The organism is Antrihabitans stalactiti (genome assembly GCF_012932915.1).
GTDB lineage: Bacteria > Actinomycetota > Actinomycetes > Mycobacteriales > Mycobacteriaceae > Antrihabitans > Antrihabitans stalactiti.
Window position 1 is genome coordinate 13,210 of sequence record NZ_VCQU01000006.1, and the last position, 24,817, is coordinate 38,026.

Sequence of the window (24,817 nt, forward strand, 5' to 3'; positions counted from 1 at the left end):
TGACCTCGCACGATTTACTTCAAGGCGAGGGAACCATTGGACAGACGGGCCTTCTTCAAGACCGCAGGCATCGCGGCCGCGTCTTTGGGCGTCGGTCTGAGTAGCCGCGCGGTCGCGCATGGCGACGGTCCGTGGGCGACGCTCTTCCGTGGTTGGGTGCCGGAAATCTTTGCGCCCCTTCCCGATCCGCCTGACCACACCGCTGCGATCGTCATCGGGTCCGGCTTCGGCGGCGCCATCTCGGCGCTGCGCCTCGCCGAGGCAGGCGTCGCGACGACTGTTCTCGAGCGCGGATCGCAGTGGCCGAACGACCCGTGGCGCGAAATCTTCACCGGCGACGATCTGCCGGACGGCCGTGGTTTCTGGCACCGGACGAGCTTCACCGGTGTGACGAAAGTGCCGGTGTTTTTCGAGGACTTCGGCGGCGTTCTCGATTGCACAGAATTCGGAAACATCGACGTGTGGCGCGCTGCCGCTGTCGGCGGCGGGTCCATCATCTTCACGGGCGCGATGGTCGAACCGGAGAAGCGGCATTTCGATTCTGTCTTCCGCGGAGTGGTGAGCTTCGACGAACTGCACAACACGTACTACCCCCGCGTTCGGCAGATGCTTCGCCTGTCGACGATGCCCGCTGACATCTACGGTTCGGACCCGTTCGCTCATTCGCGGGCGTGGGACGACCAGGCGCGGCGCGCTGGCTATCAGCCGCAGCCAGTGGAATCGATCTTCAACTGGGACGTCATCCGAAGCGAGTTGGCCGGTACGTCGCGTAAGTCGGCCACCGCGTCGCGCAGTAACCTCGGCAACTCGAACGGCGCGAAGTTCGACCTCAACCAGAACTACCTCCGGCTGGCGCGCGAAACTGGCAAGGCGGGGGTTTTCCCAGGGCACCGCGTCGATGCGATTGCCCAGGAGCCGGGCGGACGCTACAGCGTCTCGATCACGAAGATCGGCCCGACCGGCGATGTCCAGCGCACCCGCACTCTGACCTGCGACCGGCTCTTCCTCGGCGCAGGGTCGATCGGTACCTCGGAACTGCTGGTCCGTGCGCGGGCGACTGGCGCACTGCCCAACCTCAACGAACACATCGGCGAGGGGTGGGGGACCAACGGCGATGTCGGTCTTGCTCGTGGAGTGACGTCGTTCGGCGGTGGCACCGGCGGTGTGCCGTGCGCAAGCAAGATCACCGACGACCCCGGTCTGCCGACGACGTTGGAGAATTGGTTCATCCCCGGACTTCCAGTCGACGTGGGTGCGCTGGCCTCGCTCGGGATCGTGCTCGATTCGACGCGAGCGCGCTTCGGCTACGACCCGCGCACCGGCCGGGTCGGCCTGGATTGGCCGGCCAACGGTAACGACGCCGCGCTCGAGGCGACGCGCGTGATGAACGACCGGGTGCAGCAACGGTCCGGGTCGATGTTCGACTACAAGCCCATCGGCTACGACGCGAACGCGCGCTTCACCGCGCACCCGCTCGGCGGTGCAGTGCTCGGGTTGGCTACGGACGCATACGGCCGAGTGCACGGCCATCCGGGACTGTTCGTGATGGACGGCGCCGCGATTCCGGGTAGCACGGCAGCCGTGAATCCATCGTTGACCATTTCCGCGATTGCGGAGCGAAACATCGAGGCTATTCTGCGGAGCTGATCGCTACGCGGCGTTTTCCAGACCCTTGCCGGTTGCTTCGATGCGGGCGCGGTACCGCGGTGCCAGATTCGCGCGGGTGAGGTCGCCGTTGTAGTGGGCGCGGACTCGGGGGTTCATGATTGCGCGCCACAGCGGCGGGATCATCGCGTACACGATCATCGTGGCGTAGCCGGCCGGAAGCTGTGGCGCTTCGTCGCACGACCGCAACGTCTGGTAGCGGCGGCCCGGGTTGGCGTGGTGGTCGCTGTGCCGTTGCAGGTGGAACAGGAACACATTGGTGACCAGGCGATCGCTGTTCCAGGAGTGCCGTGGTGCTGTGCGTTCATAGCGACCGTTGGGCAATTGCTCACGCATCAGTCCGTAGTGCTCGACGTAGTTGACGGTTTCCAGCATGGTGAACGCAATGACGGCCTGTAGCAGCAGGTATGGCGCGATCTCGATGCCGAACACGGCGATCAGGGTGCCGAACAGTACGGCGCTCATCGCCCACGCTTGCAGGATGTTGTTCCGGATGCTGAACCACGGCTTGCCCTTACGGGCCAATTGTTCGGCTTCGAGTTTCAGCGCGGAGCGGAAACCGCCGCTGATGCTGCGAGGCAGGAACCGCCACAGGCTTTCGCCATAGCGCGAGGACGCGGGATCGGGTGGGGTGGCGACGCGGACGTGGTGGCCGCGGTTGTGTTCGACGAAGAAATGCCCGTAGCCGGATTGGGCGAGCGCGACTTTGGCGAGCCAACGTTCGTGCTTCTCGGCGCGGTGGCCCAATTCGTGGGCCGCGTTGATGCCGATGCCGGAGATGAGGCCGACGGTGACCGCGAGGCCGATCTTGTCGAGAACAGACAAACCGGTGCCTGCCCAGAGATAGCTGGAGACCAAAAGGCCGGAGAGCAGGATCGGCAGGAACAGGTAAGTGCACCAGCGGTAGAAGCGGTCGTCGGAGATTCGTTCGTAGTCGGATTCGGGCACGTTCGCTCCGTCGTCACCGACCACGATGTCGAGGATCGGGATTGCCACGAAGACGACGAGCGGACCGATCCACCAGAACAATTCCAGGCCCGTAAGCATCACGAGCTGCGAAGGCAGCAAGGCGCATGCTGGTGCGATCAGCCCAAGGATCCACAGGGACCGCTTGCGGTCGCGCCATCCACCTTCGAATCCGTCCGTGCTCATTGCCCGCATCCCTTGAAAATCGTTTGTCCTCGCCGATTAGATAGCCGGTGACGCTGTGAGTGTTACCTAACGACTGGCAACAAAATGGTCTCGACTAGTTGCTGGCGGATAGCGGTTTGGGTCCCCTAAGATCGAATGCGACGTTAGGAGCTCCGGAAATGCAGGACCCGGTCGAAATTGGTCCGTACCCGCGAAAGCCCCCGGTGACGATCGTCGACTGGGCGATGTTGGTTCTTGCAATCGTTTCGGTGATTTATCTGGCGTGGATCACGTTTTGGCACGTCTCCGACGACATTCATCGCACGATCGTCTACGTCGACTACGGAGTCTGTGCGATCTTCGCCATCGAATTCTGCTGGCGATGGCGGCGCGAAGGCTGGGGTTGGCGTTTCCCCGTACGAAACTGGTACGAGGTCCTGGGAATGATCCCTGTGACGAACCCTGCGTTTCGCGGGTTTCGGCTGCTACGCATCGTGGTCGTGCTGGCCCGGTTGGGCCGCGCCGCCGACCGCGCGGTCGGCGATCGCGTGACCGCGGCCGTCGTCAACAAGTTCGTCAACACCATCGTCGACGTCATCAAGCGGCCGATCACCGTCGCCATGCTCGACGAGGTCGCCGACGTCCTTCAGCATGGGCGATATACGACAAACATCGCAAATGCGTTGGAGGAGAATCGAGCCGAGCTCGACGCGATGATCCTCGAGCGCATACGCAAGGATCCTCAGGCTGGAAGGTTGAAGTTCGTTCCGTTCCACGACGACATTGTTCGGATCGCAACCGACACCACATTCCGTATCGTGTTCCAGGTGCTGGAAGACCCGAGGACCGACGAACTGGTCTCCGATCTCGTCCGCGAGAACCTGGATCAGATCAAGGAGTCCGTGCGCGAAAAGGACATCGTCCGCCGCCCCGGTGCCACACGATGACCGCCGCGCAGATCGACGTTGCGCGCGCGTACGTCGACGCTCTGATCACCCACGATGGCGAGTCGGTCGCGTTCGCGCCCGATGCGGTGCGCTACGAAATGGGACTCAAAACTGGGCGGTCGGGTAGGCATTTGCGTCGGAGTTTGTCGCGTGGGCCGCAGTACCGGGTGATTCTCGGAATTCGTGATTTCACGGCGACCGTCGAAGCCGACGTCGTCCACACCGAATATCTGCTGGATGCCGGTTTTCTCGGCCGCAGAATCACAACGGTTAAAGTCGTCGAAGATTTCATTATTCCTGCGGACGATCTATTGATCCACCGCGTCGACGCGAAAATTGGTCGACCGCCCAGATCGTAGAAATGGCTATTCGTTGCTGCCGTGCCGAATCTGCTCGCGTGGATCGGCGAACTTCGTGGTCTCGTAGGCAATCAGCGCGATGGTGACAGCCGTAAGAATTCCGAGCGACACGAGTGCAGGTAGGGCGGCGGCAAGCGGGGTCAACGCAACCAACACGACTGCCGCGACCAGTCTCGGGACCGTGACGGTCCGGACCGCGTACCACTTGAAGAACACCAACGCGAGTAGGTACAGCACGACTCCGCCGTACAGCGAGAACAACGGGATTCCGTACAACGCGTCGCCGAGTTTGTGATGATGCTCGTCGCCGACGTAGCTGAGGACTTTCTTGAGCCCCAGCGACAAACCGATGACCGCTATCACCAGCGGCAGGTGTCCGAACGTGTAGCTGTTGCGGGCGATCTTGATCTGGCGCGCGCCGTCCGCCTGGTCGAGCGCGTGCTCGACGGCTATCGACGTGACGTCGAAGTATGCCCACCACAAGAGGCCCGAGATCGCCAGTCCGAGCATCGTGGCGACGATGATCGGCCACGAGATCGGCAGGGCAGCGACACCGATGCCGATCGATACGATCGATTCCCCGAGCGCGACGATCACGATCAAGCCATGGCGTTCCGCGAAATGGCTTGGTGACCGCAGTCGCCAGTCCTCGCCGGCGAGCATCGTCCCGATGTAGTCGCCGGCAAGAGCGGCCAACCACAGCAACGTCTGCACGGTGCCTTCGGTCTGGGATGCGATCAGCAGCAGCGTCGTACTGATGACGATGGACGGAACCCATTTCACCAACTGGCCACGCAACTGCGGATCCTCACGACTCACGACCCAGAAGAGTGCAAGGTGAACGACGCGGACCACGAAATAGCCGACCGCAAACATCACCGGACCGGACAGGCCGCCAGGAATGTCGTCGAAAGCCTCGGGAATGGTCAGCGCGACAATGAAAGTGGCGCCCATCGCTACGAACATTCCTACCTTGATCACACCTTCGTCGGCGCGAACGATGTTGCCGAGCCATGAGTAGCCAACCCAGCACCACCACAACACGCCCGACACCAGTACGGAGCGGAGCAGATTGACCGCACTGGTGTCGTGGGCGAAGAGGTCGGTGACCTGCGTCATCGCATAAACGAAGACGAGGTCGAAGAAGAGCTCGAGGTTCGAAACGGAGGCTCGTTCCGATGCTGCCTGCACGCGAACGCGTTTGGGGATGCTCACGGCGACAATCGTGCCACTGCGGTTAGGAGGCTTGCGCGGCTTCGTCCTGAATCCAGATCGGGCGCCAGTTGCTGATCTCGTGGAATCGGCGCAGCTCGGCCAAGCCGCTGACCGAACCCAACCAACCTGCGTGTGGCGGGGTTGCCGGGTCGAAACCGCTTTGCACGAAGGTCAAGCGGGTCTTGCCGTTGGAATCGGCGAGTTCCCAGGACGTGACGCCAGCGCCGGTGCCCCAGTCGACAGACAGCTTCTTGTCCGGCACGACGTCGACGACCTTGGCGGCATAGCCGCTCTCGAAGCCGCCCATGGCGTAGCGGCCGCCGGCCCAGGCCTCGATGTCGATCGGGTAGCCGAACCACGCAGTGACCGTCTGGCCATCGATCAACGACTCGTACACCTCGTGCAGCGGTGCATCGATGACGGTTTCGGTGGCCATCGTGGGGTCGGTGAAATCGTGCCGGTAGGTCAGTTCGCGACCTTCCAGCAAGTCGACGAGGTTGGCGATCGCCATGCACCAGAAGGTCTGGAGGACGCCGCGAATGGAGGCGGTGACGTCGAGTGCTTCCGACATGACGAAGTGCGACTGCGACAGCGCGACGATCGTGTTCTCATCGTTCTCGGCTTCGAGCGTGATCTCGACCGTCGTATCGACGCCATCGAGCAGCCAGTTGAATTTCAGTGATCGGTCGTCGACGTGGAGCAGTCGTTGGTGCGGCGCATCGCCTTCCGGCGTGTAGCGGCCCCAGAACTCGAACGTCGTCGGCAGGTCGACGGCAGCCTTCTCGGCGAGCCAGATCTGGAGGGACTCCGGGTTGATCAGTGCATCCCGAACCGCAGGTAGGGGAGCGTTCACGCGGGCACGCAGGATCATCGGTTCAGTCATCGTCTTCTCCCTTTGGGTAGCAAGCCATAGCGACCTTGAAGGCATCGCCCTCGGAGCCGCCGTATTTGGTGAACAGGGCCTGCAGCGCGGACTGCAGGTCGGCCATGAATTGCTGGCGTTGTTCGGGTGGCACCCGAATCTCGCCGGATACGCCGATCGAGGGGAGCTCCGGCCGGGTGCGGTCGAGAGCGGCGACGTCGGCTTGCACTTCTTCCATCAGGTCCAGCAGATAGCCGAGGCTCAGCTCGTCCTGCGCCTTGCGCAGTCCGATCCGACCTACGAGCCGAGGTGACAACCAATACGAGCGGGCGCTCGCTTGGTAGATCCCCTCGTCGATTCCCCGAACCTTGCGTACGGAGACCTGATCGACCAGTCCGGCGTCGACCAACTTCCTGACTTGGTAGTAGACGCGCTGGGGTGTTTGCCCGAGCCGGTTCGCGACGTCGGTGCACGTCCCCGGCTCGGCCAGCTGCCGCAGCACTTCGATGCGTTGCGGCTTGAGCAGGATCTCCGCCTGCTCTAGCTCTTCCAAGTACATGACATCTCTCATAACAAAAATGAGTTTGTACGTAAAAATATGTTTTGTCAATACCGCCTGGGTCGTGCGTCTTTTAGGAGTCCAGGGACTCCTAAAAGACGCACAAGCGCGCCGAGCATGCCACGACTTTGTCGTCCACGATGGCGAAGAATTTGCGGCTGCGGCTGCCTGACCGACGGGCGCCTGCGTGTTCTCGGTAGGCTGATGTGCTGGTGGTACCGCCAGCTTGCAACCTTCGAAAGGGAATCCGCGTGGCTCTCGTCGTCCAGAAGTACGGGGGATCGTCGGTCGAATCGGCCGAGCGCATCCGGCGCGTCGCTGAGCGGATCGTCGAGACCAAGAAGGCAGGCAACGACGTCGTCGTGGTCGTCTCTGCCATGGGAGACACCACTGACGAGTTGCTCGATCTCGCCGAGCAGGTGTGTCCGGTGCCGCCTGCGCGCGAGCTCGACATGTTGTTGACCTCCGGTGAGCGCATCTCGAACGCGTTGGTGGCCATGGCAATTCATTCGCTCGGAGCGGAAGCGCGGTCGTTCACCGGTTCGCAGGCGGGCGTGATCACCACGAGCGCCCACGGCAACGCCAAGATCATCGACGTGACGCCGGGCCGCGTCCGTGCCGCGCTCGACAAGGGCTCGATCGTTCTGGTCGCCGGATTCCAGGGCGTGAGTCAGGACAGCAAGGACGTCACTACCCTCGGTCGCGGCGGGTCCGACACGACGGCGGTCGCGTTGGCGGCGGCGTTGAACGCGGACGTCTGCGAGATCTACTCCGACGTCGACGGCGTCTATACCGCGGACCCGCGCATCGTGCCCAACGCGCAGAAGCTCGCCTATGTCTCGTTCGAGGAAATGCTCGAGATGGCGGCGTGCGGCGCGAAGGTCCTCGGACTGCGCTGCGTCGAATACGCACGGCGCTATCACGTCAAGGTGCATGTTCGTTCGTCCTACACGGACAACGAGGGAACTTACGTATACGGATCGATGGAGGACATCCCCGTGGAAGAAGCCATTCTCACCGGTGTCGCGCACGATCGCAGCGAGGCGAAGGTGACGGTCGTCGGGCTGCCCGACTCGCCTGGCTACGCGGCGAAAGTGTTCCGCGCGGTGGCAGACGCCGACATCAATATCGACATGGTGCTGCAGAACATCTCGAAGATCGACACCGGCAAGACCGACATCACCTTCACCTTGCCCAAGACCGACGGTCCGCGCGCGGTGGAGCAGTTGACGAAGCTGCAGGGCGTCATCGGCTTCTCGAACATCGTGTACGACGACCACATCGGCAAGGTCTCGCTCGTGGGCGCCGGGATGAAGAGTCACCCGGGCGTAACGGCAACCTTCTGCGAGGCGCTCGCAGAGGCAGGCGTGAACATCGATCTGATCTCGACATCCGAGATCCGGATATCTGTGTTGTGCCGCGACACGGAATTGGATCATGCTGTCAAGGCGTTGCACGAAGCATTCGGCCTCGGTGGGGACGAAGAAGTGGTCGTGCACGCGGGGACTGGAAGGTAGGAGAGAACAGTGGGCTTGCGGATCGGCGTTGTCGGCGCCACCGGGCAGGTAGGCGCGGTCATGCGCGCTCTGCTCGAAGAACGGAATTTCCCGGCTGACGAGGTGCGGTTCTTCGCGTCTGCGCGTTCGGCGGGTAAGAAGTTGCCGTTCCGCGGCTCCGAGATCGTTGTCGAAGACACGGAGACGGCCGACCCGTCCGGTCTCGATATCGCGCTGTTCTCCGCAGGGGCGACGATGTCACGCGTCCAGGCGCCGCGGTTCGCGGCTGCCGGTGTGACCGTCATCGACAACTCGTCCGCCTGGCGCAAAGATCCGGATGTTCCGCTGGTCGTCAGCGAAGTCAATCCCGCGCAGACCCGTGACCTGCGCAAGGGCATCATCGCCAATCCGAACTGCACCACGATGGCGGCGATGCCGGTACTGAAGCCGCTCCACGACGAGGCCGGCCTCGTCAGGCTGATCGTGTCGAGCTACCAGGCCGTATCCGGCAGTGGCCTCGCAGGAGTCGAAGAATTGGTCACCCAAGCGCGGGCAGTCATCGACGACGCCGAGAAGCTGGTCCACAGCGGCAGCGCCGTTTCCTTCCCGGAGCCGGTCAAGTACGTCGCGCCGATTGCATTCAACGTGCTGCCGCTCGCAGGCTCGATCGTCGACGACGACAGCGGCGAGACGGACGAAGATCAGAAACTGCGCAACGAGAGTCGCAAGATTCTCGGTCTGCCGGACCTTCTGGTGAGCGGCACCTGCGTGCGCGTCCCGGTGTTCACCGGGCACTCGCTGTCGATCAACGCCGAATTCGAGCGGCCGTTGTCGGTCGAGCGGGCGAAGGAAATCCTGGCGAATGCGCCCGGGGTCAAACTGGTCGACGTACCGACGCCGTTAGCCGCAGCGGGCATCGACGAATCGCTGGTCGGCCGGATCCGGCAAGATCCAGGCGTGCCGGACGGCCGCGGCCTGGCGCTGTTCGTGTCAGGCGACAACCTTCGAAAAGGCGCGGCGCTCAACACCATTCAGATCGCCGAGGTCCTCCTCCAGGCTCGCTGACCGTTCGACGAATTCGCGGCCTGCGAGCACACGTTCGCGTGCGCGTGCCACGAGTTCGTTGACGTCGATCCGGCCCGCGGCGTAGGCGTTCATGTCGTCGAGGGTTTCCTTCGACAGCGCTCCGCCTTCGAGTTCCGTCGCCCGGATGGCTTCGGTGACCGCTTCTTTGCGTGCAATCAACCTGTCACATTCGTCGCAGCTGGCCACTTGCGTCCCTTCCGTTGCGTAAATCCGAGATTATCGGCAGGGACTGTCATCTGAACCGAGGCGCGCGGGCATCGATCATCACAGAACCTTCACATTTTCCGCCGATCGCATCGCGAATCTGCTAGGCGCGTACGGTGTCACCCATGATTCGGCTTGGGAGGGCCGGGGTGTCCTTCTCGTCTGCAGTACTGATAACGGTCGTCCTGTGTCTCGCGGTGCCCGGACTCGGCCGCAGCGAACCCGTCGCCGTGAACTGCGCCCAGAGCCTTGGGCCGTCACAGTCCACCGCAACTCCCGAGTCGGTCGGCATGGACGCCGCGAAGTTGAACGAAGCTATCGCCTTTGCGTTCCGACGGAATCGGTCGAGTGTCCAGGTGTTTCGCCACAATTGCCTGGTCGGCGCCGGCGTGGACAACGCGATCACCGGTGACGAGCGCTGGGCGTTGTGGAGTGTCGCCAAGAGCGTCGTTTCCATGATCACGGGGATTGCCTACGACGAAGGTCGGCTCGGCCTCGACGACTCGATCGGTCAATACCTTCCCGCAGGTTTGGGCGACGAAGCCCATCGCGCTGTGACGATCCGGCAACTGCTCACCGAGACCTCGGGGCTGCGGAGCGCGACGGTGTCCGAGAGTGCTCCCGGCGTTGCGCAAATCGAACCGAACATCGCACTGCAGGCTTTGGCTACACCATTGGTCTACCCACCGGGATCGACGTACGAATACAACCAGCGGGCAGTCGATCTGCTCGTCTACGTCGTGGAACGTGCTGTGGGGGAGAAGTTCTCGTCGTTCGCGCAACGAAAACTGTTCGAACCGCTAGGAATTGCAGAGTCCGACTACTACTGGGCCAGAGACAGATCTCAGAACACCTATGGCTTCTCGTTCATTTTCATGTCGCCGAACGATCTCTCGAAGCTTGGTCTCTTGATGCTGGCAGAGGGATCGTGGGCCGGTCAGCGGGTGCTTTCGTCCAGTTACATTCGGCAAGCGACGACGCCGTCCGAGCGCAACCATTGCCTCGGGTTGTTGTTTTGGCTGGGCGGTCCGGGGTGTAAGGAGCCGGTGAGTGGAGCACCGCCCGACACGTTTGCGATGGCAGGCCTCGGCGGACAGAACACATTCGTGATCCCAAGCCTGGACATCGTCGTGACGTGGACCGGCGTCTTCGGCAACGTGACCGGTCTCGGCTTGCCTGGTTCGATCCAAAATGGGGCCGAACTGACACACAACTTCTTTCGAATCTTGAGCGCGTCGATCACAGATGTAGCGGTTCCCGATCCCGGGCCGTACACCGAGCCACCGGTTCCTGCCGAGGACCTCGGCCCCTTCACCAGCCTCGAGATCACGCTGGGCATATTCGGGATAGGTCCGTACTCGTACCCGGGCTGCGATGTCTTCCACTGTGGGCCCGAACCGTTGGCTCCGCCGTTCTCGGATTGGCTGCGTTCGCTGCCTCGGTAACCCCCCACCCAACCGTGCGCGCGTCTCACCCCGTGAGGGGTAAAAATCACGCACAGTTACAACTCTCGGACTGTGCGTGATTTTCACCCCTGGGGAGGTGAGACGCGCGCACGGAGGGCCCAGACCGTCGCGCCGAGCGCGAAGACTCCGAGACCGATCAGCACCGACCACGCGGGTAGCGAGAACGCCAACACGACGCAGCCGACCGCTCCGAGGACGGGAATCGCCCGCGCGGGTCGCCCTTCGTCGGCGTGCAGCGTCGCGGCGGACGCGTTGGCGATGAGGTAGTAGACGAGCACTGCGAAGGACGAAAATCCGATCGCCGAACGCAGGTCGAGGGTTGCTGCGAGGACGGCCACGACCACGCCGACAGCGAGCTCCGCGCGATGGGGGACACCGTACTTCGGGTGTACGACGTCGAGGGCTCGGGGGAGATGACCGTCGCGTGCCATCGCCAATGTCGTCCGCGAGACGCCAAGGACGAGGGCAAGAAGGGAGCCGGTCGCGGCGACGACCGCGCCGACCGACACGATCGGAGCCAGCCACGCCGCACCAGCTGCAGTGACAGCTGCGCGAAGTGGGTCGGTGGCTGTCGCGAGCCGGTCAGGTCCGAGTGCAGACAAGACAGCGACGGCGACCAATGCGTACACGACGAGGGAAATGCCGAGCGCAATGGTGATGGCCCGCGGGATGGTCCGTTCCGGTTCGACCACCTCTTCGCCGAGTGTCGCGATCCTGGCGTATCCAGCGAACGCGAAGAACAGCAAGCCGGCTGCTTGCAGCACACCGCCTGCATCGATCGCCGAGGTCAGCGAACCTCCGGCATGCGGACCGGCCGCGCACGCGACGACCGCAGCCACCAGCACCGTCAGCACGACTGCGACGATGACTCGGGTGGCCAGTGCGGACTTCTGTACACCCAGGTAGTTGATAGCGGTCACGCCCAACACGGCGATCGCTGCGATCAGATGCTGCTGCTCGGGCCACGCGTAGGCCCCGATCGTCAACGCCATCGCCGCGCACGACGCCGTCTTGCCGACGACGAAGCCCCAGCCAGCGAGATAGCCCCAGAATTCGCCAAGCCGCTCGCGACCGTAGACGTACGTGCCGCCCGATTGCGGGTAGCGACGTGCAAGGCTCGCCGACGACGTTGCGTTGCAGTACGCGACGACTGCCGCGATGGCCAGAGCGATCAGGAGACCTGACCCAGCGGCGGCAGCCGCAGGGGCAAGTGCGGCGAAGATGCCCGCGCCGACCATTGAACCGAGGCCGATCACGATGGAGTCGGTCAGACTCAGCCGTCGCTGCAAAGGCACAGGAGTCATCTTGCCTGGACATGGCGAAGGCCGCCCATCGAGGGTGTGAGGGGCGGCCTTCGAGGTCGACGTCCGCAACGCCTCTCGGCGAGTGGTCGCTCGTGGCGACAAATGGGGTGAGGCCCGGGGGTGCGGGACGTCGACGAATGAGTCAACCAACGATTGGTGAAAACTATTCCGGCCCGGCATTCACAACGATTCCGATGTGGGCGCGGTGGTAAGAGGTGTTTCACAACTCGAGCGGTCTGCCCTACGTTCTTCAGCCATGAGGTTCACGCGCAAACACGTCGTCATCACCGGCGGCTCGAGTGGAATCGGGCTGGCCACGGCGTCGCTGCTTGCGGCAAACGGTGCCGATCTCTCGTTGATTGCACGGCGGCCTGCTGTGCTCGATCACGCGGCTGCCGCGCTCCGGCGTTCGGGCGGGACTGTGCGCACCGCGGCCGCTGACGTCTCACGCCAGGAAGAAATCCAGGGTGCGATCGCCGACCTGGTAGCCGACGGCGGGCCGTGTGATGTGCTGATCACAAGCGCAGGCCAGGCGCGACCTGGCAAGTTCGTCGACTTGGCAGACGATGTGTTCCGGCAGATGATCGAGGTCGACTACTTCGGCACGCTCTACGCGGTCCGTGCCGTTGCACCGCAGATGATCGAGCGCGGCGAAGGGTCGATCACCGCGATCTCCTCGATGACAGGGATCATCGGGACCTACGGCTACACCGCGTACGCCCCAGCGAAGTTCGCGGTCCGGGGGCTGATGGAGGCGCTGCGTGACGAGCTGACCCCGCACGGTGTCCACGTCGGATGCGTCTTCCCGCCCGATGTCGACACACCGCAATTGGCCGACGAGAACAGGTTCAAGCCGGCCGAGACCGCGGCGATCAGCGGGACTCTGAAGCCCATCAGCGCAGACCGGATGGCCGCGTCGATCGTCAACGGCATCGAGGCGCGAAAGTTCACGATCTTCGCCGGCCGCGGCCACGCAGTGATCGCAGGCCTGGGTCCTGCGATCGCACCACTGTGGCGTCGCTATGCCGACCACAAAGTTGCTACTGCGGCAGAGGTGCGGCCGTGACCGAATTTCGAGTCGGTCGCGGCATTTCCGACGTCACCGGTGAGGCTGCAGAAGCGGGAATGCTGGGCTACGGGAAGGCCGAGCAGCGGTCCGACGGTATCCATATGCGTTTGCGATCACGGGCCTTCGTGTTCGCTTCGGGGAACGAGCGGGTACTCCTGGTCGTGAGCGAACTTCCGCTGATGTTCGACAGCATTCACCGAACGGTGCTGGCTCGGCTCGCGGACCGCTTCGGCGGGCTTTACACGGCTCGCAACACCATGCTGACGGTCACCCACACCCACTGCGGACCGGGCGGATATTCGCATCACCTGCTCTACAACACGACGACGAACGGGTTCCGGCCCAAGACGTTCGACGCGACCGTCGACGGCACGGTCGAAGCTGTCGAGCGGGCTCATGCCGATGTCGCCGACGCGATGCTTTCGCTGAATCGAGGGACTCTCGAGAATGCGAGTGTCAACCGATCGAGGGTGGCCTTCGAACGGAACCCGTTGTCGGACAAGGAGTTCTTCCCCGACGCGATCGATCCGCAGATAACCTTGCTCCGCATCGAACGTGAAGGCGGTCTCGCGGGTGCGGTCACGTGGTTCGCGTCGCACAACACGAGCATGACCAACACGAACACGTTGATCAGCTCGGACAACAAGGGTTACGCCGCCTACCACTGGGAACGAGTGGAGCGTGGTGTCGACTACCTCGCAAACATCGAACCGGATTTCATCGCTGCTTTCGCGCAGACGAATGCAGGCGATATGTCGCCGAATCTCAATCTGAAGCCAGGCAGCGGTCCGACCGAAAACGAAGTCGAGAACACCAGGATCATCGGATCTCGCCAATATGACGCAGCTGCGGAACTGCTTGCCGAGCAAGCAGTTCCGTTGACGGGCGGCGTGGACTCCCGCGTGGTCTATATCGATCTGTCCGATGTGGAAGTGGCGCCCGAGTTCGCAGGCGACGGGGCTGTGCACCACACGTCGGGTCCGGCCGTCGGTGCGTCCGCGCTCGCGGGAGCGTGGGCTGATGGCGTCGGTTTTCCGGGATTTCGCGAGGGTGCGAATCCGGTGTTCGACGTCCCGAGCAAGCTTGCGTATGGCGCCTTCAAGCATTTGCGAGATTCTCAGGCGCCCAAAGGGATTGTCCTTTCCGGTTCGACGCTCAACAAGATCCGTCCGCTCGTGGCAGAGCGATTCCCAGTGCAGCTCTTGCGGATCGGTCGTTTGTACTTGGTCGGCATACCCGGTGAGGTGACCATCGTTTCCGGACTTCGATTGCGTCGCACTGTTGCTGAGATCGTCGGCGCGGACCTGGACGACGTATTGGTCGCCGGCTACAGCAACGGCTACTTCCACTACGTCACGACGCCCGAAGAATACGAAGCTCAGCAGTACGAAGGCGGCAGCACGTTGTTCGGGCGCTGGCAGTTGCCCGCATTGCAGCAGACCGCCGCGCTGCTCGCCCGCGCGATGAAGAACAGTCTGCCCGCTCCTGACGGCGTCGAGCTGCCGACGCTGCGCGTACCCAGGTCACGAGTTCCCAAGGTGCCCAACGATGTAACGCCGCCCGAGCGAGCCTTCGGCGATGTGCTGATCGAACCCGGTCCCGCGTGCGAGCCGGGCGCGCAGGTGCGGGCGACTTTCGTCGGCGCCTATCCCGACAACGACCTCCATCGCGGCGGCACCTACCTCGAGGTCCAGCAAGAGACAGCGTCAGGTTGGCGACGAATAGCCGACGATGGCGACTTCTCGACGACGTTCCGATGGTCACGTGACGGCAAGGCGCGGTCGTCGATCGTCGTGACATGGAATGTCCCCGACGGTCAGCCCGCGGGGAACTACCGCATCGGCTACCACGGCGACGCTGCCGGCCCAGGCGGACTGACTCCCTTCACCGGCTTCACGCGGAGTTTCGCTGTCGGTTGAGTTCGCTACGGTGGTCGGCATGCGGATAGCGACCTGGAATGTGAATTCCGCCAAGCAGCGCGTGCCCCGTCTGCTGCCATGGCTCGACCAGCGAAAGCCCGACGTCGTCTGCTTACAGGAGACGAAACTTGCCGACGACGCCTTCACTGCGTTGCTGGGTGACGAGCTCGCGGCGTGAGGCTACGAGTTCGCGTTGGCTGGTGAGGTCCAGTGGAACGGCGTCGCCATCCTGTCCAAGGTCGGCCTGGAGAACATCGAGGTGGGACTCGTTGGCGCACCGGGCTTTCCACACCAAGAAGCACGGGCGGTCGCGGCGACCTGCGGTGGTGTGAAGGTGCATTCGCTGTATGTCCCCAACGGGCGGGAGCCGGATTCCGACCACTATCGCTACAAGCTCGAGTGGCTTGCAGCGCTGCGTGAGGTGGTTCGCGCTGGGCCGACGGACGCTGTCGTGTGCGGCGATATCAACATCGCACCGACCGACGCCGACGTCTTCGATCCCACGGCATACATCGGCCAAACGCACGTCACGCCGCCGGAACGCCAGGCCCTGGCAGATCTACAGGCGCTCGGTCTGCACGACGTCGTCCGCGATCGCTGGCCCGACGAACGCGTCTTCAGCTACTGGGACTACCGCGCTGGGATGTTCCACAAGAACCTCGGTATGCGAATCGACCTGGTCCTCGCGAGCGATCCGGTCGCCGAGCGGGTCCGTGCGGCTTGGATCGATCGACTCGCACGGAAGGGGACAGGTCCGAGCGACCACGCGCCGGTGATCGTCGACCTCGACGAAGCGCCGGACGGCGATATCGGCCCGATGATCCCGCCGCCGTCGGCACCTGCCGCCAAACGCGGCAAGACCAAGCTCCCACAGGCCAAGTAGCCCGTGCGCGCGTCTCACCCTCCCCGGGGTAAAAATCACGCACGGTTGTGGCCGTGAAACTCAGCGCGGGAACGATCCTTTACCGAGTCACCGACGGTGGGCTAGAGGTGCTGCTCGGGCACATGGGCGGCCCTTTCTGGGCACGCAAAGACGAAGGGGCGTGGTCGATTCCGAAGGGCGAATACGTCGACGGCGAAGAACCGCGGGCCGCAGCGGTCCGTGAGTTCCACGAAGAGATGGGGGCTCCGCTCCCCGAGGGCGAACTGGTCGAACTAGGTGCGTTCAAGCAATCGAGCGCAAAACAGGTCATCGCGTTCGCCCTCGAAGCGGACTTCGATGCCGACAACATCGTCAGCAACACCTTCGAGATGGAGTGGCCGCCGAGATCCGGTCGGTTACAAAGCTTTCCCGAGATCGACCGCGCCGCGTGGTTCGACGTCGACACGGCACGCCGGAAATTGGTCAAGGGTCAGGTGCCCATACTCGATCAGCTCACAGAAGTCCGAAAAAGTAGATAGCGCAAGCGAGTATGAAGACGACCACGGTTTCCATCGGTCCTCCCTCCCGGATGTGGGCCTACTTCCATAATCGCCCGGATCCGGCATTTCGCAACAAGCCAGAAGTCGTCTTGCCGAGCCGGCAAATTTGCGGCGACTTCGTGCAGATCAGCACGGCGATTCGCTGTTGACCGGCTGTGACCGATGTCGCACCCGCACGGAATCCATGCGACGATGGCTGGGCTGCATTCGGGTCGACGGAGACCTTCCGTCGCGCCGTATGCCTGTTCTCAATGACGAGAAGGAGACGAACTTGGCTGCCGTGGCCCCGGGTGCTGGTTTCGCTGTGAGCCCTAAGTTGCAGGTCAAAGAGGTTTTTGCGCTCGCACACGCGATCAAGTACGCCGGCCGTCCGATACGTCAGCCCGCGCGTAGCGACGAAGCCAAGGTCCCAGTGCTGATCGTGCCGGGCATCGTCGTCGGGGACTGGTTCATGACGCCACTTCGCCGCCACCTCCGTCGAGCCGGGCACGTCACCATCGACAGCCAAATCGTGTCCAACATCCGCTGCAGCGATGCCGCGCTCGAACGACTGGAGCGCATCCTCGAAGCGGAAGTGGCAAAGCACGGTCGGCCGATTGCGATTGTCGGCTACAGCCGCGGTGGCATGTTCGGCCGAGCACTCGCAACCCGACGACCGGATCTTGTCGCCGGCCTCATCACGCTCGCCTCGCCGCTCATCGATGCGGCGACGGCAGTGTCTCCGGTGCTACTCGGCCCGGTGGGATTGATGGCCCGGTTGAACAGAACGGGATCGTCGCAGCTCATGTCCGACGATTGCCTGAACGGCGAATGCTACGAGCGGACTGCGCTCGAACTCGCCCAGAAGTTCCCGCGCGATATCCCGTTCACCTCGGTGATTTCGAGCGAAGACGGATTCGTCGAGCGCCGCGCGATGCTCGATCCAGACGCCCAGCATGTCGAGGTGCGTGAAGGCCACCTCAGCATCGTCGCGAGCAAAGAAACGTTCCGCGTCATCGACGCATCGCTTGCCGAGATGCACGCAACGAAGCGGGCGCGCCGCGTCGCGTCGTAGCCTCGTACCCACCACGCAAAACTGCCCCTGACCCGGTTTCCCGGATCAGGGGCAGTTCTGTCGTCTCAACCAACGAGTCGGGGTGGCGGGATTTGAACCCACGACCTCTTCGTCCCGAACGAAGCGCGCTACCAAGCTGCGCCACACCCCGTTTTGTAACCTGCGCTAGCTTACAGCAGCTTGCGATGCGGGCCGAATCGCCAGGTCAGGGCGTCTCCGACCGCGCCGCAATGTCAGTCGACGACGCTTCACGGTCGGCGGCGTGTTTGCGAGGCGGAGCCGCGACCAACGTCAGCAGAGTCGCTTCGGGCCTGCAGCAGAAGCGATACGGCGCCCACGGTGAGGTGCCGATGCCTGCCGAGACGTGTAATTGCGTGTGCGCGCCCCACTTCGACGGACCCTTCACGCGGGACCGGTCGAGTTCGCAATTCGTGACGAGCGCGCCGTAGAAGGGCACACACAGCTGGCCGCCGTGGGTGTGGCCCGCGAGGACTAGGTCGTAGCCATCCTCGGCGAACCGGTCCAGTACTCGCGGCTCGGGGGAGTGGGTCAGGCCGAGTCGAAGGTCAGCGACCGGATTGGGTGCCCCGGCGATGGTGTCGTACCGGTCGCGTTTGAGATGCGGATCGTCGACGCCGCCAGTTGCGATGCGGATGCCTGCGACTTCGAGATCGTGGCGGACGTGCGTGAGGTCGTGCCAGCCGCGTTCGGTGAACGCAGCGCGCAAGTCGCGCCACGGCAATGGGTCGCCCATGACCCGCTTATGGTCTTTCTTGAAGTACTTCAGCGGATTCTTCGGCACGGGTGCGAAGTAGTCGTTGCTCCCGAAGACGAACAGGCCTGGCCGCGCAAGCAATGGATCGAGCGCCTGCACGACCGCCGGAACTGCGCGCTGATGGGAGAGATTGTCGCCGGTGTTGATCACGAGGTCCGGCTCGAGCCGGTCGAGTTCGCGCAGCCACTGCTGCTTGAGCCGTTGCCCCGGGGTCATATGAAGGTCGCTGATGTGTAGCACGCGCAGCGACGAGGAACCTGGCGCGAGGACCGGCATGGTCGTTTCGCGCAACGTGAAGGCGTTGCGTTCGACCAACGAGGCGTAACCGACGCCCAGCGCGGCAGCCCCTGCTGCACCCTGCGCGGCGCGCTTGAGGACGTTTCGGTTCACTGGCATCGGTCCAGGATAATTGACCGTTGAAATCCAGGCGCAATCATCGTCTGAGGTCACGTAGCGTTGCGCTCATGGCAGAACTGAAGGCACAACTGCGGACCGACCTGACAGCCGCTATGAAGAACCAGGATGTGCTGCGACGCGAGACGCTGCGGATGATCTTGGCCGCCATTCAGACCGCTGAGGTGTCCGGCACCGCGGCGCATGAACTCACCGACGAAGAGGTCTTGTCGGTATTGGCGAAAGAGTCGAAGAAGCGCGGCGAATCGGCCGAGATCTACACCGAGAACGGCCGCGGCGAACTTGCCGCGAAGGAGCGGGCGGAAGCGCAGATCATCGACGAATACCTGCCCACCCAATACAACGACGCCGAACTGGCCGACGCTGTGGATACGGCAATCGCGCAGGTTGCGGATGTGCTCGGCGAGCGACCGTCGATGCGGCAGATGGGCGCGGTCATGAAAGCGGCTCAGGCACTCACCGCGGGCAAGGCCGACGGAAAGCGCCTTTCGGCAGCGGTCAAAGCTCGGCTCTGACCGCCGCCGAGTGACCTAGCGCGGTGGCGGAATCGGTGGGAACGTCGGCGGTCCGGTCGACGGTCGGGGGCCCGGCGTTTCACTGGGCCGCGGTGGCGGCGAGTTCTTCTGACTGCCGTCGCTGACGTACAGGTTGATCGTCGACCCGGGGATCGCGGACCCGGAGGGCGAGGTGCCGGTCACCGTCCCGCGATTCTGTGCACCCGCGGTCGTCACGACGACGACCTTGAATCCGGCCGAGGTCAACGTCGACGTCGCGGCACCCTGACTCATCCCGGTCACGTCGGGGACCTGAGCGTTCTGTGATCCTCGGACATATTTCTGGTCCAGCGGCGGCAGGACCGGTGGCTCGAAGCTTCCGACCACCGGTTTGATCGCGTTGTACCAGGTTCTCGCGGGTTCGTTTCCGCCGAAGAGGTTGCCGTTACCGCAGTTTCGCAGCGGGAACGAGCAGATCTCGCCGGGTGTCGGCGTATCGCCGTAGACGTACGCGGCCCCGGCGAGCGAATTTGTGAAGCCGAGGAAGGCCGACGACCTGTGCGACTCCGTGGTGCCCGTCTTGCCGGACACGGGGTAGGACCAACCCGCCGCACCGGCAGCGCCCGCCGAGGTGCCAGCGCCCTGGTCGTCCTTGCTCAGCGCGTTTGCGAGGGTGTTTGCCAACCCGGGCTCGACAACCTGCTCACAGGCCTGCTGGGTCAGCGGAACGGCCGCACCATGGCGATCGAAGATCGAATCGATCGGCGTCGGTGGGCACCATTTGCCCGACGAGGCGAGTGTTGCGGCGACGTTCGACAATTCGAGCGGGTTGACCGCCGTCGGACCGAGCGTGAACGAACCGAGATTCTGTTCCTTGACCATGTCGGCGAGGCTCTGCTCGGTGAAGCCCGACGTTCCGGGCAGCGTGTAGGAGCGGAGTCCGAGCCGGATCGCCATGTCGACGGTCGGCGTCACCCCCACCGACTGAATCAGCTTGACGAAGGCGGTGTTCGGTGACGTCGCTAATGCTTCGGTGACCGACATCGGCGACTTGTAGGCACCGGCATTCTCGACACAGTAGGAATCAGCGGGGCAGCCTTTCGCACCGCCGTGACCCATTCCCTTCGCAGCGAAGAATTTGGGAACCTCGAGCGATGCGTTGATGCCGAGACCCTTCTCCATCGCCGCCGCTGTGGTGAAGATCTTGAAGACAGAGCCCGCGCCGTCGCCGACCATCGAGAACGGCTGTGGCTGGACGGTTTCGTGAGCGTCGCCGTTGAGTCCATAGGACCGGCTGCTTGCCATCGCGAGGACCCGATGCGAGTCCTGGCCAGGCTGGATGACGTTCATTACCTCGGCGATATCGGGGAGGGTCGGGTTGGCAGCACCCGCGACGGCAGCCCGCGTCGAATCCTGCACCGCTGGGTCGAGCGTCGTCTTGATCAGGTAGCCGCCCTTGTCGATCTGCTCGCGAGAAAGGCCGGAGTTGACGAGGTACTGCAGCGCGTAGTCGCAGAAGAATCCGCGGTCGTTTGCTGCGATGCACCCACGGGGCAGCCCGCCCGGTTCCGGCAGCACGCCGAGTGGCTGGCTCTTCGCGGTCCGAAATTCGGCGGCCCGGGCCGGAATGTTCTGGATCATGGTGTCGAGAACCGTGTTGCGACGCTCGAGCACACCGTCCGGATTCGTGTACGGGTTCAACTTCGAGCTCGACTGCACCATGCCGGCCAACATCGCTGCCTGGGTGGCGTTCAGTTGCGAGGCATCGATGCCGAAGTAGGTACGGGCAGCGTCCTGGATTCCGAAAGAAGAGTTGCCGAACGGTACGAGGTTCAGATACCTGGTGAGGATCTCGTCCTTGGTGAGCTTCTTGTCGAGGGTCAGCGCCATCCGGATCTCACGGATCTTTCGCGCGGGGGTCGTCTCGATTGCTGCGCGGCGCTCGGCATCGGTTTTCGCGACGACAAGAAGTTGATAGTTCTTCACGTACTGCTGGTCGATCGTCGAGGCGCCCTGCTGAACTTCGCCGGTCGTCGTATTGGTCAGGAAGGCACGGAGGGTGCCCTGCCAGTCGACGCCTTGGTGTTCGGCGAAGCGGCGGTCCTCGATGGACACGATCGCGAGCTTCATCTCGTTGGAGATCTTGTCGCTGGGCACTTCGAATCGGCGCTGGTCGTACAACCAGGCGATCGGGTTGCCTGCGATGTCCACCATCGTCGAGACGGCGGGGACCGTGCCCTCGACGAGCTCGGCGGAAACGTTGTCCACAGTGTCTGCAGCGCGGTTGGAGACGAATCCGAATCCACCGGCTAGCGGGAAGAGGATGCCCGCCAAGAGAACGGCGGCGAGGAGGCAGCTGCCGACCAGCTTGGCGATTGTATTAGTGACCGACACGCTAGACAGACTACGTGGCGCGCAGACCACGAACGAGTCCAAAGCCTTCACGCCGTCGCGGGCGGCGATCTGGGGTCGATCGTGACCCTTCTGAGACTTGGACACTTGTCCGAGAATTCAGGATTTCCTTATGTTTGCTGAAAATCTGCCGCGGTTCCGGAGCCTGTGGACGCGCGTACCAAAAAATTCCAAACTCTGCACTTGCGCCAATGGCTATCTGTTACCTAGATTATCTTCTCAGTGTGATCTCTCTCTCACAGACAACTAAATGTGGTGTAGCTCTCGGCGAGACCTTCGTAGGAACAGGGAAGAACTCGCTCGGCTACGCGAATTTCTTTTGAGCGCCGTTAACTCGGTGTTCGGACTGCAAAGGGGCAAACCGAATGCACATGACCACCCCGATCGCCCGACTGGATGTAGAGCAAGCAGAGGCGCGAATCGCCTGGGTGACCCAAGCCCGATGCAGAGAAGTTGATCCCGACCAGTTGTTCGTCCGCGGTGCTGCGCAGCGCAAAGCAGCGACTATCTGTCGGCATTGCCCAGTTCTGATGCAGTGTGGCGCTGACGCTTTGGACAATCGCGTCGAGTTCGGGGTGTGGGGCGGCATGACCGAGCGCCAGCGACGCGCCCTCTTGAAGCAGCATCCAGAGGTCGAGTCGTGGAGCGATTTCTTCGAGTCTCAGCGGCACCACCAGCCTGCAATGTAATTACTCAAAAATGAGACCGCCGCGTCACTCGACGCGGCGGTCTCATTTGTAATTAGTGGTGAAATGCTCGCATTTCACAATTCTCTGCAACCGTCACTCAGCCGTGCTTTGTGAGTTGATCGGCGACTGCACGCAATGCGTCGAGATCGGTCACCTCGTAAGGCAATGACGGAACGCCGACGATTGCTACCCGCGGATGCGCACCCGTGAATCGCTGCAGCAGATGCGTTTCCCGCTTGTCGGTGAGAGCGCGTTGCGCATGCACGCGGAGAACGCCTGCAGCAAGCACAGTTTCGGGGGTCTGCTCCTCGGCGTCGAGGCGGTCTGCCGCAGTCAGAGCGTGACCCGACGACAGCGAACTCAGCGTCGGGTGCGTCCGGTTGAGCACAAGCCCTGCGAGAGGCATGTTTTCGCTCGACAGACGATCGACGAAGAACGACGCTTCGCGCAACGCGTCTGGCTCGGCCGCCGAGACGACGACGAAATTCGTACCCGGCCTTGATAACAGCTCGAATGTGCGCTGTGACCGTGCGCGGAAGCCACCGAACATGGTGTCCAGCGACTGAATGAAAACAGAAGCATTGCTGAGCATGTCGCCACCGACAATGGTCGACACGCCTTTCAGCGCGAGCCCCATTGCCCCTGTGACGAATCGGCCGAAGCCGCGTCCCGGAGCCATGAAGATGCGAATCATGCGCCCGTCCAGGAAGTTGCCGAGACGCTTAGGTGCATCGAGGAAGTCGAGTGCATTCCGCGACGGCGGTGTGTCGACGACGATCAGATCCCAGATTCCTTGGTCGGACAGCTGGCCGAGTTTCTCCATCGCCATGTATTCCTGCGTACCGCCGAACGACGAAACGGCAGTCTGATAAACAGGATTCGCGAAAATGGACTCGGCTTTGTCCGGCGCGTGCTCGATGACCATGTCGTCGAAAGTGCGCTTCATGTTCAACATCATCGCCTGCAGCTGGCCCTTGACCTCCGGGCCCAGATCTACCGGTTGCGGGTCGTTGTCGAGGTTCTCCACGCCGAGTGCCTGTGCGAGGCGACGCGCCGGATCGATGGTGAGCACCACCGTCTTTCGGCCGTGCTCGGCAGCGCGGAGTGCAAGTGCAGCGGCAGTCGTCGTTTTGCCGACGCCACCCGACCCGCAACACACGATGAGATGCGTCTTGGGATCCTTGAGAATTCGATCCAGCTGGAGTGGTGGAGCTGAAGTAGCCGTCGTCATCGCACACCCTGTTCGGTCAACTTGGCAGCCAATTCGTAGAGCCCGCCCAAATCGACACCTTCGGGCAGGGCGGGGAGGTGCATACGCGCGACATCGACTTTCGCCAATTGCGCGGCGCTGTCGTCTTGTCCCTGCAATGTCGCGGAGTGCTCGATGGTTTCGGTGATAAGTCCTTCGAAATCGCTGTCGGACACCGCGATTCCCACCTTGTCCAGCCCTTTTCGGAGGGCTTCGGCGTCGATCTTTCCTTGCGCCGCTTCGGCTCTGGTTTCTTTCGCCAGGATGCCCTGCGTAGCGCGGTTCACGATCACCGTGCCGACCCGCAGGTCGGCGGCCTTGAGATCCGCGATCGCGTCTGCGGTCTCCTGCACGGGCAGTGCCTCGAGGAGGGTGACGAGGTGAATGATCGTGTCGTCTGAATGCAGCAGCCGGACAACGCCTTCACTCTGAGAGGCAACGGGACCGCCCTTTGCCAGGTCCTGCATTGCCTTCGTCACGTCGAGGAACGACGTGATCCGGCCCGTCGGCGGTGAATCGACGACGACCTCGTCGTACACGCGCTTGCCTGCCTTGTCGACGCGGACCACGCATTCCTTGATCTTGCCGGTGAGGATGACGTCACGAAGGCCAGGGGCCAATGTGGTGACGAACTCGATGGCGCCCATGCGGCGCATCGCGCGACCGGCGAAGCCGAGGTTGTAGAACATGTCGAGGTATTCGAGGAAGGCGTGCTCGGTGTCGATCGGCAAAGCCACGACCTCGCCGCCACCGTCCGCGGTCGCGATCTTGGTTTCGGTCGGCGGCAGCGGCGGAACGTCGAACAACTGCGCAATGCCCTGCCTCCCCTCCACCTCGACGAGAAGGACGCGTCGTCCGCCGGCTGCGAGCGCTAGCGCAAGTGCTGCTGCGACAGTCGACTTACCGGTTCCGCCCTTGCCGGATACGTAATGCAGCCGTGCTTTGGCAGCTTTCGCCGGCCACACGTCTTCTTGTTGAGTCTCAGTTGATGACACGAAGCCGAGCCTATAGCGAGTAGGTGCGGTC

The 24,817-nt window shown here is 63.1% G+C and carries 22 protein-coding genes, 1 tRNA gene and 1 pseudogene; 13 read left to right on the forward strand and 11 right to left on the reverse strand.

Going from position 1 to position 24,817, the window contains the following annotated elements:
• The first annotated feature begins 36 nt into the window (after positions 1–36).
• Positions 37–1,647, forward strand: coding sequence for a GMC oxidoreductase (locus FGL95_RS17455; protein WP_169589161.1), 1,611 nt, complete (start codon positions 37–39; stop codon positions 1,645–1,647).
• Positions 1,648–1,650: 3 nt separating this feature from the next.
• On the opposite strand, the gene FGL95_RS17460 is transcribed toward FGL95_RS17455, so the two are convergent.
• A complete protein-coding gene (locus FGL95_RS17460; RefSeq protein WP_169589163.1) occupies positions 1,651–2,826 on the reverse strand; it encodes an alkane 1-monooxygenase in 1,176 nt (391 codons plus the stop codon).
• Positions 2,827–2,975: 149 nt separating this feature from the next.
• Here FGL95_RS17460 and FGL95_RS17465 point away from each other — a divergent pair, with 149 nt between their 5' ends.
• Complete coding sequence (locus tag FGL95_RS17465; RefSeq protein WP_169589165.1) at positions 2,976–3,743, forward strand: ion transporter; 768 nt, start codon at positions 2,976–2,978, stop codon at positions 3,741–3,743.
• Entirely contained in the window at positions 3,740–4,102 is a 363-nt protein-coding gene (locus FGL95_RS17470) for a DUF8021 domain-containing protein (protein WP_169589167.1), read from the forward strand. The genes FGL95_RS17465 and FGL95_RS17470 overlap by 4 nt, the downstream gene beginning before the upstream one ends.
• A 6-nt stretch (positions 4,103–4,108) precedes the next feature.
• Here FGL95_RS17470 and FGL95_RS17475 read toward each other — a convergent pair whose 3' ends face one another.
• Genes FGL95_RS17475 through FGL95_RS17485 form a run of 3 tightly spaced genes read right to left on the reverse strand, consistent with a single transcriptional unit; the run spans position 4,109 to position 6,738 of the window.
• On the reverse strand, positions 4,109–5,317 hold the full coding sequence (locus FGL95_RS17475; RefSeq protein WP_169589169.1) for a low temperature requirement protein A: 1,209 nt from the start codon (positions 5,315–5,317) through the stop codon (positions 4,109–4,111).
• 22 nt (positions 5,318–5,339) lie between these two features.
• Positions 5,340–6,200: an SRPBCC family protein gene (locus FGL95_RS17480; protein ID WP_169589171.1), complete on the reverse strand. Its 861-nt coding sequence runs from the start codon at positions 6,198–6,200 to the stop codon at positions 5,340–5,342.
• On the reverse strand, positions 6,193–6,738 hold the full coding sequence (locus FGL95_RS17485) for a winged helix-turn-helix domain-containing protein (protein WP_240963118.1): 546 nt from the start codon (positions 6,736–6,738) through the stop codon (positions 6,193–6,195). Before FGL95_RS17485 ends, FGL95_RS17480 begins: the two co-directional genes overlap by 8 nt.
• 251 nt (positions 6,739–6,989) lie before the next feature.
• Here FGL95_RS17485 and FGL95_RS17490 point away from each other — a divergent pair, with 251 nt between their 5' ends.
• Positions 6,990–8,255 (forward strand): aspartate kinase, encoded by a 1,266-nt coding sequence (locus tag FGL95_RS17490; protein ID WP_169589175.1) that lies wholly within the window; start codon positions 6,990–6,992, stop codon positions 8,253–8,255.
• Between the two features lie 9 nt (positions 8,256–8,264).
• On the forward strand, positions 8,265–9,299 hold the full coding sequence (locus tag FGL95_RS17495; RefSeq protein WP_169589176.1) for an aspartate-semialdehyde dehydrogenase: 1,035 nt from the start codon (positions 8,265–8,267) through the stop codon (positions 9,297–9,299).
• On the opposite strand, the gene FGL95_RS17500 is transcribed toward FGL95_RS17495, so the two are convergent.
• Positions 9,225–9,479 carry an antitoxin VbhA family protein gene (locus FGL95_RS17500; RefSeq protein ID WP_206072022.1) on the reverse strand — a complete coding sequence of 85 codons (255 nt, stop codon included), beginning with the start codon at positions 9,477–9,479 and terminating at the stop codon, positions 9,225–9,227. The two genes, FGL95_RS17495 and FGL95_RS17500, sit on opposite strands and share 75 nt — an antisense overlap.
• A gap of 170 nt (positions 9,480–9,649) precedes the next feature.
• Here FGL95_RS17500 and FGL95_RS17505 point away from each other — a divergent pair, with 170 nt between their 5' ends.
• Positions 9,650–10,969 (forward strand): serine hydrolase domain-containing protein, encoded by a 1,320-nt coding sequence (locus FGL95_RS17505; protein ID WP_169589180.1) that lies wholly within the window; start codon positions 9,650–9,652, stop codon positions 10,967–10,969.
• Positions 10,970–11,052: 83 nt separating this feature from the next.
• Here FGL95_RS17505 and FGL95_RS17510 read toward each other — a convergent pair whose 3' ends face one another.
• Positions 11,053–12,294 carry an APC family permease gene (locus FGL95_RS17510; protein ID WP_169589181.1) on the reverse strand — a complete coding sequence of 414 codons (1,242 nt, stop codon included), beginning with the start codon at positions 12,292–12,294 and terminating at the stop codon, positions 11,053–11,055.
• Between the two features lie 256 nt (positions 12,295–12,550).
• Between FGL95_RS17510 and FGL95_RS32395 the strand changes: the two genes are divergently transcribed.
• The 5 genes and pseudogenes from FGL95_RS32395 (at position 12,551) to FGL95_RS17530 (ending at position 17,758) form a co-directional block, all read left to right on the forward strand.
• The gene (locus FGL95_RS32395) at positions 12,551–13,360 is read left to right on the forward strand and encodes an SDR family oxidoreductase (protein WP_240963119.1); all 810 of its coding nucleotides are present in this window, start codon (positions 12,551–12,553) and stop codon (positions 13,358–13,360) included.
• Positions 13,357–15,282 (forward strand): neutral/alkaline non-lysosomal ceramidase N-terminal domain-containing protein, encoded by a 1,926-nt coding sequence (locus FGL95_RS17515; RefSeq protein WP_338079906.1) that lies wholly within the window; start codon positions 13,357–13,359, stop codon positions 15,280–15,282. The genes FGL95_RS32395 and FGL95_RS17515 overlap by 4 nt, the downstream gene beginning before the upstream one ends.
• Positions 15,283–15,301: 19 nt before the next feature.
• Positions 15,302–16,165: pseudogene (locus tag FGL95_RS17520) on the forward strand (exodeoxyribonuclease III).
• 47 nt (positions 16,166–16,212) lie between these two features.
• On the forward strand, positions 16,213–16,683 hold the full coding sequence (locus FGL95_RS17525; RefSeq protein WP_169589185.1) for an NUDIX domain-containing protein: 471 nt from the start codon (positions 16,213–16,215) through the stop codon (positions 16,681–16,683).
• A 259-nt stretch (positions 16,684–16,942) separates the two neighbouring features.
• Positions 16,943–17,758, forward strand: a complete 816-nt coding sequence (locus FGL95_RS17530) for an alpha/beta fold hydrolase (RefSeq protein ID WP_169589187.1) — start codon at positions 16,943–16,945, stop codon at positions 17,756–17,758.
• Positions 17,759–17,835: 77 nt separating this feature from the next.
• Here the strand turns inward: FGL95_RS17530 and FGL95_RS17535 are convergent.
• A tRNA-Pro gene (locus tag FGL95_RS17535) sits at positions 17,836–17,909 on the reverse strand.
• 54 nt (positions 17,910–17,963) lie between these two features.
• Positions 17,964–18,929: a metallophosphoesterase gene (locus tag FGL95_RS17540; protein ID WP_169589189.1), complete on the reverse strand. Its 966-nt coding sequence runs from the start codon at positions 18,927–18,929 to the stop codon at positions 17,964–17,966.
• Between the two features lie 68 nt (positions 18,930–18,997).
• Between FGL95_RS17540 and FGL95_RS17545 the strand changes: the two genes are divergently transcribed.
• A complete protein-coding gene (locus FGL95_RS17545; protein ID WP_169589191.1) occupies positions 18,998–19,462 on the forward strand; it encodes a GatB/YqeY domain-containing protein in 465 nt (154 codons plus the stop codon).
• A 15-nt stretch (positions 19,463–19,477) separates the two neighbouring features.
• On the opposite strand, the gene FGL95_RS17550 is transcribed toward FGL95_RS17545, so the two are convergent.
• Positions 19,478–21,817 (reverse strand): transglycosylase domain-containing protein, encoded by a 2,340-nt coding sequence (locus tag FGL95_RS17550; RefSeq protein ID WP_169589785.1) that lies wholly within the window; start codon positions 21,815–21,817, stop codon positions 19,478–19,480.
• Positions 21,818–22,218: 401 nt separating this feature from the next.
• Here FGL95_RS17550 and FGL95_RS17555 point away from each other — a divergent pair, with 401 nt between their 5' ends.
• Entirely contained in the window at positions 22,219–22,542 is a 324-nt protein-coding gene (locus FGL95_RS17555; protein ID WP_169589192.1) for a WhiB family transcriptional regulator, read from the forward strand.
• A 97-nt stretch (positions 22,543–22,639) separates the two neighbouring features.
• Here the strand turns inward: FGL95_RS17555 and bagB are convergent, their stop codons facing one another.
• Positions 22,640–23,773 (reverse strand): ArsA family ATPase, encoded by a 1,134-nt coding sequence (gene bagB, locus FGL95_RS17560; protein WP_169589194.1) that lies wholly within the window; start codon positions 23,771–23,773, stop codon positions 22,640–22,642.
• A complete protein-coding gene (gene bagA, locus FGL95_RS17565; protein WP_169589196.1) occupies positions 23,770–24,786 on the reverse strand; it encodes an ATPase BagA in 1,017 nt (338 codons plus the stop codon). The genes bagB and bagA overlap by 4 nt, the downstream gene beginning before the upstream one ends.
• Positions 24,787–24,817: the final 31 nt, after the last annotated feature.